This is a genomic window from Candidatus Villigracilis sp. (genome assembly GCF_057083605.1).
The window spans coordinates 16464-33052 of record NZ_JBXMTI010000140.1 but is presented as its reverse complement, the minus strand read 5'-3'; the positions used below and the strand labels follow the sequence as shown (position 1 = coordinate 33052).

Annotated in this window: 13 protein-coding genes; 9 read left to right on the top strand and 4 right to left on the bottom strand. The window is 50.1% G+C overall.

The window, feature by feature from the left end; genetic code table 11:
• Window positions 1–8: 8 nt before the first annotated feature.
• From AC14M5_RS20895 to AC14M5_RS20880, 4 genes are all read right to left on the bottom strand, one after another.
• On the bottom strand, window positions 9–1010 hold the full coding sequence (locus tag AC14M5_RS20895) for a hypothetical protein (RefSeq protein ID WP_484031653.1): 1002 nt from the start codon (window positions 1008–1010) through the stop codon (window positions 9–11).
• A 61-nt stretch (window positions 1011–1071) separates the two neighbouring features.
• On the bottom strand, window positions 1072–4545 hold the full coding sequence (gene mfd / locus AC14M5_RS20890) for a transcription-repair coupling factor (protein WP_484031652.1): 3474 nt from the start codon (window positions 4543–4545) through the stop codon (window positions 1072–1074).
• Between the two features lie 70 nt (window positions 4546–4615).
• Window positions 4616–5203 (bottom strand): aminoacyl-tRNA hydrolase, encoded by a 588-nt coding sequence (gene pth / locus AC14M5_RS20885; RefSeq protein ID WP_484031651.1) that lies wholly within the window; start codon window positions 5201–5203, stop codon window positions 4616–4618.
• A 31-nt stretch (window positions 5204–5234) separates the two neighbouring features.
• Window positions 5235–5717 (bottom strand): hypothetical protein, encoded by a 483-nt coding sequence (locus tag AC14M5_RS20880; RefSeq protein WP_484031650.1) that lies wholly within the window; start codon window positions 5715–5717, stop codon window positions 5235–5237.
• Between the two features lie 307 nt (window positions 5718–6024).
• Here AC14M5_RS20880 and AC14M5_RS20875 point away from each other — a divergent pair, with 307 nt between their 5' ends.
• From AC14M5_RS20875 to AC14M5_RS20835, 9 genes are all read left to right on the top strand, one after another.
• On the top strand, window positions 6025–6399 hold the full coding sequence (locus AC14M5_RS20875) for a roadblock/LC7 domain-containing protein (protein WP_484031649.1): 375 nt from the start codon (window positions 6025–6027) through the stop codon (window positions 6397–6399).
• A gap of 243 nt (window positions 6400–6642) precedes the next feature.
• Window positions 6643–8253: a CTP synthase gene (locus tag AC14M5_RS20870; protein WP_484031648.1), complete on the top strand. Its 1611-nt coding sequence runs from the start codon at window positions 6643–6645 to the stop codon at window positions 8251–8253.
• A gap of 291 nt (window positions 8254–8544) precedes the next feature.
• The gene (gene eno / locus AC14M5_RS20865; RefSeq protein ID WP_484031647.1) at window positions 8545–9843 is read left to right on the top strand and encodes a phosphopyruvate hydratase; all 1299 of its coding nucleotides are present in this window, start codon (window positions 8545–8547) and stop codon (window positions 9841–9843) included.
• Window positions 9844–9982: 139 nt separating this feature from the next.
• Window positions 9983–11215, top strand: a complete 1233-nt coding sequence (locus AC14M5_RS20860) for an ROK family transcriptional regulator (RefSeq protein ID WP_484031646.1) — start codon at window positions 9983–9985, stop codon at window positions 11213–11215.
• A 75-nt stretch (window positions 11216–11290) separates the two neighbouring features.
• Window positions 11291–12568, top strand: coding sequence for an ABC transporter substrate-binding protein (locus AC14M5_RS20855; protein WP_484031645.1), 1278 nt, complete (start codon window positions 11291–11293; stop codon window positions 12566–12568).
• A gap of 84 nt (window positions 12569–12652) precedes the next feature.
• The gene (locus AC14M5_RS20850) at window positions 12653–13546 is read left to right on the top strand and encodes a carbohydrate ABC transporter permease (RefSeq protein WP_484031644.1); all 894 of its coding nucleotides are present in this window, start codon (window positions 12653–12655) and stop codon (window positions 13544–13546) included.
• Entirely contained in the window at window positions 13536–14357 is an 822-nt protein-coding gene (locus AC14M5_RS20845) for a carbohydrate ABC transporter permease (protein ID WP_484031643.1), read from the top strand. Before AC14M5_RS20850 ends, AC14M5_RS20845 begins: the two co-directional genes overlap by 11 nt.
• 61 nt (window positions 14358–14418) lie before the next feature.
• On the top strand, window positions 14419–15618 hold the full coding sequence (locus AC14M5_RS20840; protein WP_484031642.1) for an MFS transporter: 1200 nt from the start codon (window positions 14419–14421) through the stop codon (window positions 15616–15618).
• On the top strand, window positions 15572–16552 hold the full coding sequence (locus AC14M5_RS20835; protein WP_484031641.1) for a Gfo/Idh/MocA family protein: 981 nt from the start codon (window positions 15572–15574) through the stop codon (window positions 16550–16552). The genes AC14M5_RS20840 and AC14M5_RS20835 overlap by 47 nt, the downstream gene beginning before the upstream one ends.
• Window positions 16553–16589 lie beyond the last annotated feature (37 nt).

Sequence of the window (16589 nt, the reverse complement as noted above, 5' to 3'; positions counted from 1 at the left end):
TCGGCTGGTTATGGAAGCGGATAATCTGGGAAACTTCCATCGGGCGCGTACCAGTCGCCAAGGTTAACTCCTTGAGTCACCTGCCCACCTGTCACAGCTACAGAAATCAAACTGTGGTCAGTACAGTTCACCGACAGCCCGCAGGGAACGGCTTGCGAATATCCACCAGAGAATGAAGTTGGGCTGGTCATCGGGTACGCAACAACATAATAATCTCCGGGTGGAAGATTATCGAGCTGATAGGTGCTTGCTCCACTATTCGTGACCACGTAATAATAATCAAACGGAGAACCACCAACCACGTATGCAACGATTGCCATCGCAGGGATGCCTTCAGATGGAAAACTTAATTGTCCTGCGATACTTCCCGAAAGCCCGCCGATTGGAGTAAATGTGGGGATATTGTCCGTGCCGCCGTTTTGGGGAGCATTGGCAATCGGAAAAGGTGGATAACTTTCCGCGCCGCCATACCAGTTACCGGGGTTAATATTTGGTGTCACAACGCCCGCTTGCACATTGACATCCACCAATGTGTTGTTTGCACAGCCTTGCTGCAAGCCGCATAGATAGAATTCATCGTAGCCGCCCATCAGTTGACCATCAGGCTGGGTATATGCCACAACATGATAAACACCGGGCGGTAGGTTATCAATTTGATAGGTCGTTTGATTCTGCGTTGTCGCTACCCAGTAATAAAAATTAGAAGGAACATGGAATGCGACCACATATAAAGGTGGAATACCTTCAGATGGATAAGAAAGATTTCCAGAAATGCTTCCCATCCCACCATTGGCTGATGGAGTCTGCGTTGCGGCTTGCGCGGTCAATGCCTGAAACGTAGCTTGAACGATCTGGTTGACATCCTGAGTGGAGCCTGGAAGAACGGTGATCTGCGCAAGCGCAGTTTGCTGCGCTGAATTTATCACCTGATCGATCTGCTCCTGTGAAGGCATACAGGCTGTGGCCAATAAAACAACAACTAATAACACAAACAATATTTTCTTTTTCATGATTCTCCTTTTTGCTACCAATACTATTGCGGTATTGCGTAAAATATTGTCGTATATTAGCTTATTTTTGGGTCAATGCTCCATCACCCAATTGGGCTAATACATCCAGGAGCTTCACGGTCCAGACTTCATCTTTTGACAACATCACCCAATAAGCGGATCGACCTCCACGGATGCCATTACCAAGATCAGGCAAACGCTTCGGCTCCGTGCCGTCAGTTGGTGCGGCGTACTTTAGCAGGATCTGCCCTGCTTCCATGTTGACCGAAGTTAGACCCGCCTTTTCAGCACGCAGTTTTACACGCATCTGATAAAGCAGGTTCTGAGTCATCTCCGGCATTTGCCCGAAGCGATCACGGAATTCGGAGCCAAGAGCGTCCAACTCGGTTTCATCGCGCAGGTCTGCAATGCGGCGATATAGACGCAAGCGCAAATCCTGATCGGAAATATATTCGGCTGGGATTCCAACTGCAAGAGGCAAATCCACATTTACAGGCATGGATAGGGGCAAATTGAAAGTGGATGGCATCAGCGCCGAAGATAGATCAATATCCAAATTGTCTTTCATCAGCAAGCGGATGCGGCGAACAGCATCGGCCAGCATCCTTGTGTAAAGATGAAAGCCGACAGATTGGATGTACCCATGCTGGCGTGTGCCCAGTAATTCGCCAGCCCCGCGTATTTCCAGATCACGCATGGCAATCGAATATCCTGCACCAAGCTGGGTATTCTCTGCGATGACTTCAAGCCGCGCCTGACCCTCCTGCGTTGGCGACATTTTGTTATGGCGGAAGAAATAGGCATAAGCACGCATCGCGCCGCGCCCCACACGCCCACGCAGTTGATAAAGCTGGGCAAGGCCAAAGGTATCCGCGCGGTCAACGATCAGGGTGTTCGCGTTTGGGATATCCAAACCCGATTCAATGATGGTGGTCGAAAGCAAAATATCGATCTCTCCCATATTGAAGCGGTGCATCACAGCGGATAACTGCCCCTCTGGCATTTGCCCGTGACCAATATCCACCCGCGCTTCGGGCACAAGTTTATTGAGATGCGCCTTCATTGCATCAATCGTCTGCACACGGTTATGAACGAAGAATATCTGTCCACCGCGTTCGAGTTCACGCAGAATCGCCTGCCTTACAAGCCGCGGTGAATAGGGCCCAACATGCGTGATGATAGGCAGTCGCTCTTCAGGCGGCGTATTCAAATTGGAAATATCACGCACGCCCGTTAGCGCCATGTAGAGCGTGCGCGGAATTGGTGTGGCGGTCAGAGTCAATACATCCACTTCGGTGCGGAGTTTTTTGAGATGCTCCTTATGAGTGACGCCGAATCGTTGTTCTTCATCGATCACTACCAAACCAAGGTCTTTAAATTGCACATCAGATGAAATCAATCGATGTGTACCGATGACGATATCCACCTCGCCAATGGCAAGTTTGTACAGAATTTCAGTCTGCTCACGTGGTGTGCGGAAACGCGAAAGCATTTCCACTTTTACTGGATATGCGGCAAGGCGTTGCGAAAAGGTTTCAAAATGTTGTTGCGCCAGCACCGTCGTCGGCACAAGTACAGCCGCCTGCTTACCACTCATCACTGCCTTGAACGCCGCGCGCAAGGCGACTTCTGTTTTTCCATAGCCCACATCTCCGCACAACAATCGGTCCATTGGGCGCGCGCCTTCCATGTCGCGTTTGATATCAGCGATTGCAGTTTTTTGGTCGTCTGTTTCAACATAAGGGAAGCTATCTTCCAATTCCTTCTGCCATTGCGAATCAGGGGCGAATGCAAACCCCTGAACCACCTGACGACGTGCATAGAGATCGAGCAAATCTTCCGCAACCTGTTGCACTGCCTCTTTGACGCGCGATTTGGTCTCGGCCCAGGCTTGCCCGCCAAGGTTATCAAGTGATGGCTTGCCGCCATCTGCACCCACATAACGCGTGAGCCTGTCCGCTTGATGAACAGGAACGTAGAGAATGTCGTTGCGGTCATATTCAACAGCCAAGAATTCTCTCTCGTGGCCGTCCAACTGTCGCTGGGTGAGACCGCCGAAGCGTCCAATGCCATGATCGACGTGCACAACATAATCCCCAATTTGCAAATCGGAATAAAGCGATTCAGGCGTATCTGCAACCTGCCTCTGCCGCGTGCGTGGTTGGGGTCGCTCCCAACCGAAGACTTCGGAGTCGGTGATGAGATGAATTTTATGAAATTGATAATTGGTAATTGGTAATTGAGAATCAGAGATTGGAGGCTGGCCGGTTAGAACAAAGCCTTCTGATAAAGATGCTTCGATGAATTTGAGATTGGGATGATCAGTGTCAGGGTAATGCTCATTCCATAACTCATGCAGACGCGGCGATTGACGCGAAATGATAAAGACCTGTTCGCCATTTTCAACAATCGGCGTGAGGTAATCGATAAAAGGTTTAAGTCTGCCGCCAAATCTTTCATCATGGCTGAAACATGATGCAAGTTCAGTATCCCCCTCACCCTGCCCTCTCCCAACAGGAGATGATGAAGTTGAATGACCAAGCTCAAGAGACATATACTCACTCATACTATCGTTCAACTCAGACCAGGGAAGATATGGCACAGGGAAATCCGCAGACAGCGTGCCTTCTGCAATTGATTCGCGTCTGAACTTGACCGCCTGTTCTTCCACTTCATTCGCCATGCTCTCAACCAGGCTCAGATCATCCACGAGCATGATGGTTTTCTGTGGGAGGTAATCCAATAGTGAAGCAGGTTGTCCATGCAGAAGCGGGATATGGAATTCAGAAAGCTGTATGCCCTCATCAACTGTATCGGCCAAAAACTCACGCGCAGGTGTGATAAGAATAAATTCAAGTTTCTCGACAGTGCGCTGGGTGGCTGGGTCAAAACGGCGAATGGTTTCGATCTCATCACCAAAGAAATCCAGGCGAACGGGATTAACTTCCGTTGAAGGCCAAACATCCAGCAGACCTCCGCGATGTGAGAATTGACCTGGCTCGAGCACAGTATTCACACGCTGGTAGCCGATCCTCGCCCACTCACGGATCAGGTTATCGGGTTGAATGTTCTGGTTTACTGATAGCTTCTTACAGGCTTTGAGAAAATCACGGCGCGGCAGTGTACGCGTCATCAACGAGCGGGCAGACGCAACTATGATCGGCGGCGTTTCTGGCTTTTTTGCAAAAGGCAAATGATAGGCAGAAAGCGCAGTCAAGACCTGTAGTCGTTCGCGGCGGGTTGCGATTCCCCAAGCGGCTTCTTCATAAAATAACGGATTCGGTTCTGCGAATAAATAGCGCGGAGTCTTCACCCAAAAGCCAAGTTCATCGAACAACGACAAGGCATGATCGGCTCGATCCGTGATGAGTAGAACGGGTTGATTTAGATCATTATGCAAAGATGCTAAGACGGGCAAACGCGCAGAACGAGGCAGACCGAGTCCCGAGGTGGGGCTGCCAACGTTAAGCTGGGTCAGCAGTTTTTTATACTCTGCCAGATTCTGAATTGAGGATAGAAGGTGTGTATTGAGCATTACGATTTACGATTTTGGATTTGCGATTGGTGGTCGAGCCTGTCGAGATATAGACTGAATGGTTTGAGAATTACGATTCGCGAATGTCGCCATTGAATTGATTCATCGCTTTATTGAGGCCGTGCATAACAAATGTCAGCGCGGCGTCGGCGCCGCGATCTAAAATTTCGGGGAGAAGTTTGAAGTCCTCCTTCGAGAAGTCCTGTAACACATAGTCTTTTGGATCCATGCGGCCGGGCGGACGCCCGATGCCGAGGCGCAAGCGCGGGAAGTCTTTCGTGCCGAGTCTTTCAATAGTTGATGCCATGCCACGCTGGCCGCCAGGCCCACCGCCAGGGCGTATGCGGATGGTACCAAAGGGCAGGTCCAAATCATCGTGAGCGACAAGCAGGTTTTCAAATGGAATCTTATAGAAGTGCAATAGTCCCTGCACCGATTGGCCAGAAAGATTCATATAAGTTTGCGGCTTGGCAAGGATGATCTTCCGCTCTTCGTATTGTGCGGAGATGACAATGGCTTTGGATTGCAGCTTCATGCCGCGTGCATTCAAACGGACAGTGATATTGTCGATCAACATGAAACCAATGTTGTGGCGGTTGTCTTTGTATTCGCGGCCAGGGTTGCCGAGACCGATCAAGAGATATGTGGAGTCTGTCATATGTTAGTTTCCAGTGACAAGTAAACAGTTGTCAGTTTTTGCGGAGCCGAAGTATTAATGAGAAGATGGCGAATAAGACTAGAACTATCAGTGCACCTCGGCCAAAGGTCGAATAGATGGATGAGGTGGTGACCGATGCGGGGTTGGCAGGCAATGGCGTGGGCGAGGGATAAGTTACTCCAGCAGTGGCGGGAGGATCAACCAAAACAGAGGGCTGAAGAGTGGTGATAAATTGAGGAAATGCTGTTTCGGTTGGACCAACTTCCGTTGGTAAAGGGGTATCGTTGCGAATCATTAGGTCTGAGATGAGCAGGTCTTGAAAAGTGCCATCCTGAAGAAAGACACGCAGACGCAAGGTGTAATCGCCATCCGTGAGTGAGGTGGTGTCCCAAACGGCGACGGTGAGGTCAGCCACAGGCTGAGAAAATGTCTGGATGGCGAACCAGGTATCGGCGGAGTTGGAAGCGGCATATGAGAAAGCCAGCTCAGCGGATGAAAATTTCGGAGTGTCCATATTGCCAATAATCTCCACCTGCCCTCGTAAAATCTCACCTGCTTGAGGCGATGAGATATTGATAGGCGAATCCCGAATCAAAAAAAGCAGGAGAGTGAAAAGTAATTTCATCATGGCAACCGTTGAGTCTAACATGAAGAAGTGGCAGGGTCAAATATCCATCCCTCATCGGTGCATAATGGGAGATGAGGGTTTGAAAAAGAATTGAAATGTGCGGGCAATTCTCGAATGATTATTTTTCTGGTAAACTCTAACCGTTCAATCACACTTAATGGCGGGGCAACCCGCTTCCTTAGGAGACCGAGTTATGGCACAATCCCGCTCTGACCAAATGGTGGAACGCCTTCGCAATATGCAGGCCGCCGCACCAGACATTGAAGCCTCAGCCGTCGTTTCTGTGGACGGTTTGATCATGGCGTCTGCTTTGCAGCAGGGTGTGGAGGAAGACCGCGTTTCGGCCATGTCTGCGGCGATGTTGAGCCTTGGCGAGCGTATTTCAGGGGAACTTGGACGCGGCGGGCTGGAGCAGGTGTATATCAAGGGCGACAAGGGCGCAATTGTGCTGACGGCCATTGGCGAAGAAGCCGTGCTGACCGCGATGTCGCGCCAGGATGGCAAACTCGGCATGATCTTCCTCGAGATGAGGCGCGCCGCCGAAGATCTGGTGAAACTGGTCGGATGAGAAACATACGACAACCACAACCAAAAAGTACGCAACCCCAAATGGGGAGGGCTTAAACGCCCTCCCCATTCTCTTTGTATTAACTACGTCCTGAGCGGAGCCGCACGCCCTTTCTTTTGCGCGGCGCAGTCGAAGGACAGATTACAAGGTAGAAAAAAGTAACATCAAGCTGCCCTTCGACTGCATTCCTCGAAAAACACTCGTCACTCCGCTCAGGGCGAATTATCCTAGAAAGGATTTTATATGACTACAAAATATTTATTTTTTACCGGTGGAGTTGTTTCATCTGTTGGCAAGGGTGTGACAGCCGCGGCGATGGGGCTGTTGCTCAAGGAGCGCGGTTTCAAAGTTGCCGTACAGAAACTTGACCCTTATATCAATGTCGACCCTGGAACCATGTCACCTTACCAACATGGTGAAGTATATGTGCTGGATGACGGCGCAGAAACGGACCTTGATCTTGGGCACTACGAAAGATTTATTGATAACCGCCTGACCAAAGTCAGCAACTTCACTACGGGACAAGTCTATGCCGAGATCATCGCCAACGAACGACGCGGTGATTATCTCGGTGGGACGATTCAAGTCATCCCGCACATCACCAACGAGATCAAACGCAGGATCGGTCTTGTAGCAAAGGAAACAGGTGCAGAGATCGTCATCTTGGAAGTTGGCGGTACAGTTGGCGATATTGAATCGCAGCCATTTCTTGAGGCGCTGCGTCAACTGCGCAATGAAGTGGGGCGTGAGAACTGTCTCTTCGTGCATGTGACCTGGCTGCCTACCATCGGCGCGACGGGCGAGATCAAAACAAAGCCTACACAGCATTCCGTAGCTGCGTTACGTTCCATTGGCATTTCGCCTAACATCATCATCGCGCGAGCAGATCAGGATGTGGACAAAAGTCTGTGTGAAAAGATCGCGCTCTTCTGCGACGTGGATAAAGACTCAGTCATTCCGATGAAAACCGCAGATGTGTTGTATGAAGTCCCATTGCTTTTGGAAAAACTTGGTGTGGGCGAATTGATGCTCGGCAAGCTTGGGTTGAAAGCCAACCGCAAACCAGATATGAAGCCCTGGAAAAAACTAGTAGATGAAGTCCGCAAGCCGAAACCCACCGTCAAAGTAGCGCTTGTCGGAAAATATGTTGAATTGCAGGATGCATACATGTCTGTCCGCGAGGCGCTCAAACATGCGGGGCTTGCAAACAGCGTTGAGGTTGAGATCGACTGGGTTCACTCCGCCGATCTCGAAAAAGATAAAGGCTGGGATATCGTCAAAAAAGCGGATGCGATCCTTGTGCCTGGCGGCTTTGGGTCGCGCGGCATCGAAGGCAAGGTGCTCGCGGCGCGTTACGCTCGTGAAAACAAAGTCCCATATCTTGGTTTATGTTTGGGGATGCAAGTGATGTGCATTGATTTCGCGCGTCATGTACTCGATCTTGAAGAAGCCAACTCCTCCGAATTTGACCGAAGTACGGAACACCCTGTGATCGACTTGATGCTCGATCAGCGCTCCGTCACCGAAATGGGTGGAACCATGCGCCTCGGACTCTACCCGTGCCTGCTCCAAAAAGGGACGAAGGCCGCCAACGCCTATGCCGTTTCCAAAGTGGATGAGAGGCATCGTCATCGCTTTGAATTCAATAACGCCTATCGTGAATCCTTCGGTGAACACGGCATGGTCTTTTCAGGTTTATCCCCCGACGGCAAATTGGTTGAGATCGTTGAACTGGCTGACCATCCGTATATGGTGGCGAGTCAATTCCACCCTGAGTTTTTATCACGCCCCATGAGGCCACATCCGCTGTTTGTGGGATTGATCAAGGCCGCGAAGGAAAAGGTGAAGAAGTAATCAGTAATTACGTTCGAGAATCCGCCAATCTCCGCAAATTTACGATAATCTGAATATGAATTCGCGGAGATTGGCGAGGATTGGTGGATAAAAAAATCCAAGGGCGATTGCCCTACTCGTTATAGTTTCGTCCCCAATATTTGGGATTATACTTGCTACGACAATAAGACCTTAAGGGTCTGCACACAAATATTGTAAGTTCCAATCTGTCAACGAAACGCTGCAAAATTCACATCAATACAACAAAGACCTTTAGGGTCTGGCTTTATATCACAACCCCAGGAGTTCAAAATGGACACAACAATTGAAAGCATCTCCGCGCTGGAAATTCTAGACTCGCGCGGCAACCCAACCATCGAAGTTGAAGTGGTTTTAATGGACGGCGCATGGGGGCGCGCAGCGGTTCCCTCAGGCGCATCCACTGGCGAGCATGAAGCATTGGAAATGCGCGACGGTGACAAGAAGCGTTATCTTGGTAAAGGCGTTTCGAAGGCAGTGGCCAACGTCAACGGTGTGATCGCAGAATCGCTCTTCGGTTGGGATGCATCTGAACAAAAAGCGATTGACTCTGAATTGCTTTCTATGGATGGCACGCCCAACAAATCCAAGCTTGGCGCGAACGCCATTTTAGGAGTCAGCCTGGCGGTTGCCAAAGCTGCAGCAAATTCATTTGGTATGCCTTTATACCGTTATCTCGGCGGCGTGTATGCGCACGTATTGCCAGTGCCTATGATGAACATCATGAACGGCGGCGCACACACCAGTTGGCAAAGCACAGATATGCAGGAATTCATGGTCATGCCTTTTGGTGCTTCCTCATTCACTGAAGGCGTGCGCTGGGGCGCGGAAATTTATCACGCTCTCAAATCCGTTTTGAAAGAAAAAGGATATGGCACCCTTGTCGGCGATGAAGGCGGATACGCACCCGCACTCAAAGCAAATAGCGAAGCCATTGAATTGATCCTGGCCGCGATTGAAAAAGCTGGTTTCAAGGTTGGGCGCGGCCAGGAAGTAGCCATCGCGCTTGACCCAGCCGCATCCGAATTCTATGATGAGAAGACCAAGAAATACAATCTGCGCAAGGAAGGCAAGGAATTCACTGGCGAGCAAATGGTTGAATTCTGGGCCAAATGGGTCAAGGACTACCCCATTGTTTCCATCGAAGATGGTCACGCGCAGGACGATTGGAGTTCGTGGAGTTTAATGACCAAGGAATTAGGTGACAAGATCCAGATCGTTGGTGATGATCTCCTGGTGACCAATCCCGAACGCGTCCGCAAAGCTATTGCAGAAAATGCGGCGAATGCCTTGCTCGTGAAAGTAAATCAGATCGGCTCATTAAGCGAAACCATTGAAGCCGTTGAACTTTGTCAACGCGCCGGATGGAGAGCGGTCACATCCCACCGCTCCGGTGAGACTGAAGACGCCACTATCGCAGACTTGGCAGTTGCGCTCAACACCGGGCAGATCAAAACTGGAGCACCCGCCCGCTCGGACAGAGTGGCGAAATACAACCAGCTCCTACGCATCGAAGCAGAGTTGGGAACCAAAGCAGGGTATGCAGGCTGGGGCGCTTTGAAGAACGCCTAGACCAATTGGCAACGGAAATTTGTGCGGAAGTTCGTTTGAACTTCCGCACTTTTTATTTTCATTGTGAGTCCAATTTTTTAAGTTGACAAAAGTTCTCCGGTGGTTATAATTAGTTTGTTGCCCCAACATACTAATTAACATGCCTAAGAACACAGCAGATCAAGCTTTCGTTCGAGAACATAATTTATCATCAGTGCTGAGGTTGATCCACACCCAGTCACCCATTTCACGCGCGAAGTTGGCGGTCATCAGTGGTCTGAATAAATCCACCGTTTCAAGCCTGGTGGACGAATTGCTCGCCCGAAAGCTCGTCCATGAAACTGGCAGTAACTCAGGTGGGGCCGGCCGCCCCGCCACATTACTTGAAATGAATCCACAAGCTGGCCTGATCATTGGCGTGGAGCTCGGTGTGGATTTCGTTTCAGTGGCTGTAACTGATTTCCTCGGCAGCATCATCTGGCGCAGGCGCGAAGACGCCAACCCAAATGAAGACCAGGAAAAGATGATCAACCAAACCCTGCGCATTGTCAAAGAAGCAATGGCCGCTGGGAGGAAACGAAACATTCGCTTTTTAGGGCTCGGTCTCGCAACACCCGGAACTGTTGATCTGAAAGAAGGGGTCTTGATCTTCGCTCCAAATCTTCACTGGCGAGATGTGCCGTTTGGAAGAATTTTCTCAGAACAAACAAAACTTAGCGTCTTTGTTGAGAACGATGCGAATGCCGCCGCCATCGCTGAACATTTATTTGGCACAGCACGCCAATGCCAGGACTTCCTTTTTGTTTTTGCCGGTGTTGGCATTGGTGGCGGGCTGTTCCTGAATGGCAAGCTATATCGCGGAAAAAATGGCTACGCCGGCGAGATCGGTCACTCCCCCATCATGGCAGAGCCGTCGCAGACAGTCTGTCATTGCGGCAATCGCGGCTGTTGGGAAACATACGCCAACCAATATTCCATCATCCAGCGGGTACAGGCACGCCTCGAAGTCAAACGTACCAGCATCATCCCAAAACTTATTGCAGAACAAAATTCTCCCCTCACCATTGCCCTCATCAAACAAGCCGCAGATGCGGGTGACCGAGAAGCGATTGATTCTTTTACCGAGGCAGGCCATGCCATGGGGCAAGGCTTTGCCGGTCTGATCAATATCTTCAATCCTGAAAAGATCATCCTTGGCGGACCGCTCAGCATCGCCGGTGAATACCTTTTACCTGCGATCAAAGAAACAGTGACGCGTCATTCCCTGCCCGAAATTGATCAGCAGGCCGAGGTGCTTTTATCTCCCTTTGGGCCCGATGCCAGCCTGATCGGAGCCATTGCCATCGTTGTAGACGATGTTTTGTCAAAACCGATTCATGTTGAGAGGAGGTGATCGCCGCGAGGAATAACTTCTGTGTAAGACCGTAATATTCGAATCAATATCAATGTTCCAAATAAGGAGAGAAGAATGAACAAAAAGTTTTTTGCTCTATTGAGCATCCTCGTGATCGCATCCATTGCGCTCACAGCTTGCGGCGGAGCTGCCGCAACAGAAGCTCCCGCTGCTGGCGGCAATTCCGTTGAAGTATTTTCATGGTGGACCGGCGGCGGTGAAGCGGCGGGTTTGGAAGCCATGCAGGCTGTGTTCAGCGCGGAATATCCCGACATTGAATTCGTCAATGCGGCAGTAGCAGGTGGCGCAGGAACCAATGCCCGTGCCGTGCTCGCAACCCGCTTGCAGGCTGGCGACCCACCCGATAGCTGGCAGGGTCATGCCGGGCAGGAATTGATCGGCACCTATGTTGCTGGCGGCCAGATCGAACCTCTGAATGACCTCTACGAAGCTCAGGGCTGGCTTGAGGTTATGCCCGAAACATTGATCCCATTGATCTCACAGGATGGCAACATCTATTCTGTGCCTGTCAACATCCACCGCGCCAATGTACTCTGGTACAACCCAACCGTCCTGGCCGACAATGGTGTTGAAGTTCCCGGCACAGTTGAAGAATGGTTTGCCGCGATGGATACCCTGCAAGCTGCCGGCGTGACTCCTCTGGCCGTTGGTGAACAGTGGACCAAGATGCACTTGCTGGAAACCGTCCTGCTTGGCTCACTTGGCGCCGATGCCTACAATGGTTTGTGGGATGGCACAACTGACTGGGGCAGCGCTGAAGTTACAGCCGCTTTGGAGAACTACGCCAATGCCCTCACCTATGCCAACAGTGACTCCACCTCCCTCTCATGGCAGGATGCCGCACAACTCGTCATCAACGGCGATGCAGCATTCAACGTGATGGGCGACTGGGCTGAAGGTTACTTCCGCGAATTGGGCAAGGCTCCTAATACCGATTACGGTTGGGCCGCCACTCCAGGAAGCGATGGTGTCTTCCAGTTCCTCTCAGACTCCTTCGTCCTTGCAGTAGGCGCCCCGGATCCAGAGGCGGCAACTGCCTGGTTGACAGTAGCAGGTTCAAAGGCAGGTCAGGAAGCGTTCAATCCTGTTAAGGGTTCCATCTGCGCCCGCACCGACTGCGACAAATCCCTCTTTGGCGAATATCTACAATCCGCCATGGATGATTGGTCCAGCGATGTTGTGGTCGGTTCGCTGACTCACGGCGTGGTTGCAAATGACTCCTGGAAATCTGAGATCGACACCGCTCTTGGCTTGTTCCTGGCCGATAGCAATGTAGAGGGCTTCCAAACCGCACTGGTTGCGGCTTGTGCCAGCTCTGGCCCTTGCAAGTAAAGACTTAATGTTAGAATCGTTGAGGCTCCGTATTTGCGGAGCCTCAACCTTTTATGTGGCTTGATTTCAGAAAAGAGGCATGACATGCACAGGGATAAAGACCGCTTTTTAAATATCCTTCTTATCTCGCCTTCCATATTGGCCGTGTTCATTTTTGTTTATGTTTTTATCGGCTGGTCTGTGCGTGTATCGCTAAGCAAATGGAAGGGATTGAACGCAGATTACACATGGAACAGTATAAAGAATTATCTTGAACTTTTTTCCGACCCGCGCTTTCATGTTGACATTCGTAACACGCTGATCTTCACAGGCGTATTCGTGATTGGTAGTATTTCTCTGGGTTTTATTCTGGCAGTAATGCTTGACCAGGGATTAAAAGGTGAGGGGTTCTTCCGAAGCCTTTTCCTGTTCCCTATGGCAATTTCATATATCGTAACTGGCGTGGTCTGGCGTTGGCTGATGAACCCGGCAACAGGCACACGTACCAGCGGTTTGAACCTATTATTCACAAATTTTGGGTTGGATTCTCTCGTTAATACCTGGCATACGACCCCAACCTGGGGCATGGCGGCCATTGCACTTGCGGCAATTTGGCAAATGTCAGGTTACACCATGGCACTTTACCTAGCCGGGTTGCGGGCAATTCCTCAGGAATTAAAAGAGGCAGCCCAAATTGACGGGGCCAGCGAACTTCAAATCTATCGTCATATTATGCTCCCCCTGCTTTCACCTGTCACTCTATCAGCACTCATTATTCTTGGGCACATGTCACTCAAAGTATTTGATCTGATCATAGCGATCGCAGGGAAGCAACTGCCTTTGGACGTCCCTGCCATTTACATGTGGCAGATCACCTTTGATGGTTTATTCTACGGAAAAGGCGCTGCCATTGGCATACTATTGCTTATCAGCGTGGCCATCCTTATTATTCCGTATATCCGCTTTACCCTGAAGACGGAGCGTGAAAATGAAAGCTAAACTCCGCCTTGGCAGAAACTGGCTTTATGTTCCATTGGTGATGATGGCGATCTTCTATTTATTGCCAATGTACGTGATGCTTGCGACGGGTTTCAAGAGTTTCGCAGAGATCGACCTGAAAACCATGTGGGATCTTCCGAAGGGCATTGCCTTTGATAACTATATAGAAGCTTGGACAAAACTTTCGCCTTCCCTATGGAATAGTTTTGCAATGGTGATCCCTGCTGCGCTGATCTCATCTGCGCTTGGTTCATTGAATGGTTTTGTGCTTGCGAAATGGAAATTCCGCGGGGCAGATGCGATCTTCCCATTTATCCTCTTTGGCATGTTCATTCCATATCAAAGCATCATGATCCCGCTTGTACAATTTATGAATGGCATGGGGTTTTCAGGTTTGCCTGGGCTGGCATTGGCGCATATCATTTACGGCATCCCCATCACCACGCTCACCTTCCGAAATTATTATGCCAGCCTGCCGCAGGAATTACTCGAAGCCGCAAAAATGGACGGCGCGGATATGCTTGGCATCTATCGCTACATCTTATTACCCATCTCCCTCCCAAGCTTTGTTGTGGTGCTAATCTGGCAGTTCACATCAGCTTGGAATGACTTTCTCTTTGCTGTGATCCTCACAGGCAACAAGGAATGGCCCATCACGGTTGCTCTGAATAATATGGCGGGCAGCCAGATCATTGCCTGGAATGTGCAAATGGCAGGTTCACTACTGGCTGCACTCCCTACCCTGCTTGTATATATCTTCCTTGGGCGTTACTTCCTGCGCGGGCTCTTAGCGGGCTCACTCAAAGGCTAAGCCTCTCACCTAAAATAGAGCTGGTTTCATCTGAAACCAGCTCTATCCCCCAAAACTTCAAATGAAAAACAAAACAGCTACCACTACAACAATCCTGCTCACTGCCGGATGCTTTTTGGCATTCTTTCTCTTTGGGTTTACCGATAATCTCAAGGGGCCTACGCTCCCACCCATGCTCGCCGAATTGAATATTAATTACGGTACTGGCGGCAATATATTCTTTAGCCAATATGTTGGCTTTTTTGTTGCCACCCTGCTAACCGGCATCCTCGCCGATAAATTTGGGCTCAAACTCGTCATCGTATTAGCAGGGATTCTTCTTGGGATCGGCGTGGGCGGATACAGCACGTTTAATACCGCCCTCCTGCTCTCGACCTCCCTCTTTGTGATAGGCCTCGGGCTGGGCGCTTTCGAACTCGGCCCCAACGCGGTAATCGTCAGTTTGTATCACGAGCAAAAAGGTCTCTTCCTTAATTTGATGGCTGTCATGCATGGTCTGGGAGCCACGCTTGCCCCTCTTTTCGCGGGCTGGCTCTTCAGCCTAGATGTCACATGGCGTACGGTCTATCGCTGGGACCTGGTTGTCATTGCTGCATTCATTTTCTTATCCACCTTTCTGCGTTTTCCAAAACCAGCGGAAAGAACCTCGCTTGATTTTCGTGATGTCCCGCAAGTGGCATTCAAGGACCAGATGCCATTATTTTATATTGCTATCGCGTTTTATGTTTCAGCAGAGATCGGCGTTGCATCTTGGCTGGTCATTTACTTGCAAGAGATTCGCGGTGTCTCCGTAGCGCTTAGTAATCAGGCACTCGCCCTCTTCTTCGCCATGCTGATGGCAGGGCGATTAGTCGGCGGCTTCTTCGTTCATCGCGTAGGCTATCTCTATTCGATCCTCATTGCTGCTTCTTGTGCGTTGGTCAGCTTATCCATCGGCACGTTTACGAATCTATCTTTCTTTCTGCCGCTCACAGGGTTTTTCTTTTCCATCATATTTCCCACCATCACCGCCACAGCCTCAGATTCGCATCACGAAAACGTAAATACTTTGCTCGGCTTATTGTTTACTTTTGCAGGACTCGGCGGTGTATTTGGCCCCTGGCTGGTGGCTTGGGGCAGTGAGCTTTTCGGCTTGCAAATCGGCTTTACCGTAAATATCATACTGGTTGCATTGATGCTTATTTTCATCCTCATTCTTTTCAGGAATAACCAAAATGGAAAAAATACTAAACTGGGGACTCCTCTCGACAGCGAAAATTAACCACGCTTTGATCAAACCCCTCAACGCTTCAAAACGGACCCGCTTGCTGGCCGTTGCATCGAGGAGCCAATCCTCCGCTGAGGCCTATGCCCGCGAGCATAAAATCCCTCGCGCACATGGGAGCTACGATGCCCTGCTCGCCGACCCTGAAGTTGATGTAATCTACAACTCCCTCCCCAACCACCTGCACGCCGAATGGGCCATCAAGGCCCTCCGCGCAGGCAAGCATGTTTTATGCGAAAAACCTCTCGCCCTCACACTTGACGAAGTGGATGCAATGATCGCCGCTTCAAACGAAACGGGGAAAGTGCTGGCCGAAGCCTTTATGTACCGCCACCACGCACAGACATTGAAGGTAAAAGAAATTATTGAAAGCGGCGCGCTTGGGAAGGTACAGCTCATCAAAGGTGCTTTCACTTTCACGCTGACTCGCGAAGGGAATTATCGCTTCGTGAAGGAAATGGGCGGTGGCAGCATCTGGGATGTGGGGTGCTATCCCATCAGTTATGCGCGGATGATCGTCGGGGAGGAACCGGTTGAAGTTTTTGGCTGGCAGGTTGAGGGTCAGGGAGGAAGCGATGAGTCTTTCATCGGGCAAATGCGATTTGCAAACGGAGTCCATCTTCAATTTGATTCGGGCTTTAAGTCACCAAATCGATCCTATATGGAAATCGTCGGCAGTGAGGCAGTTTTGAAAATTCCCGTGCCTTTTAAACCTGGAAGTAAAAGCAGCATGTTTTTGGTGCATCGTGACGTGGAAGAAAAAATCAACGTGACTGGAACCGAGTTATATCTTGGAGAAGTGGAAGATATGTGTGATGCGATTTTGCTCAATAAGCCGCCTCGCATTTCGCTCAGTGATAGCCGCGGAAATATTGCTGCCATTCTGGCTCTGATTGAATCTAGCAATACACATAAGCCTGTTTTCCTATAAAAAGTGGTGATTAGTTTTTCTACACAACTAACTCTTT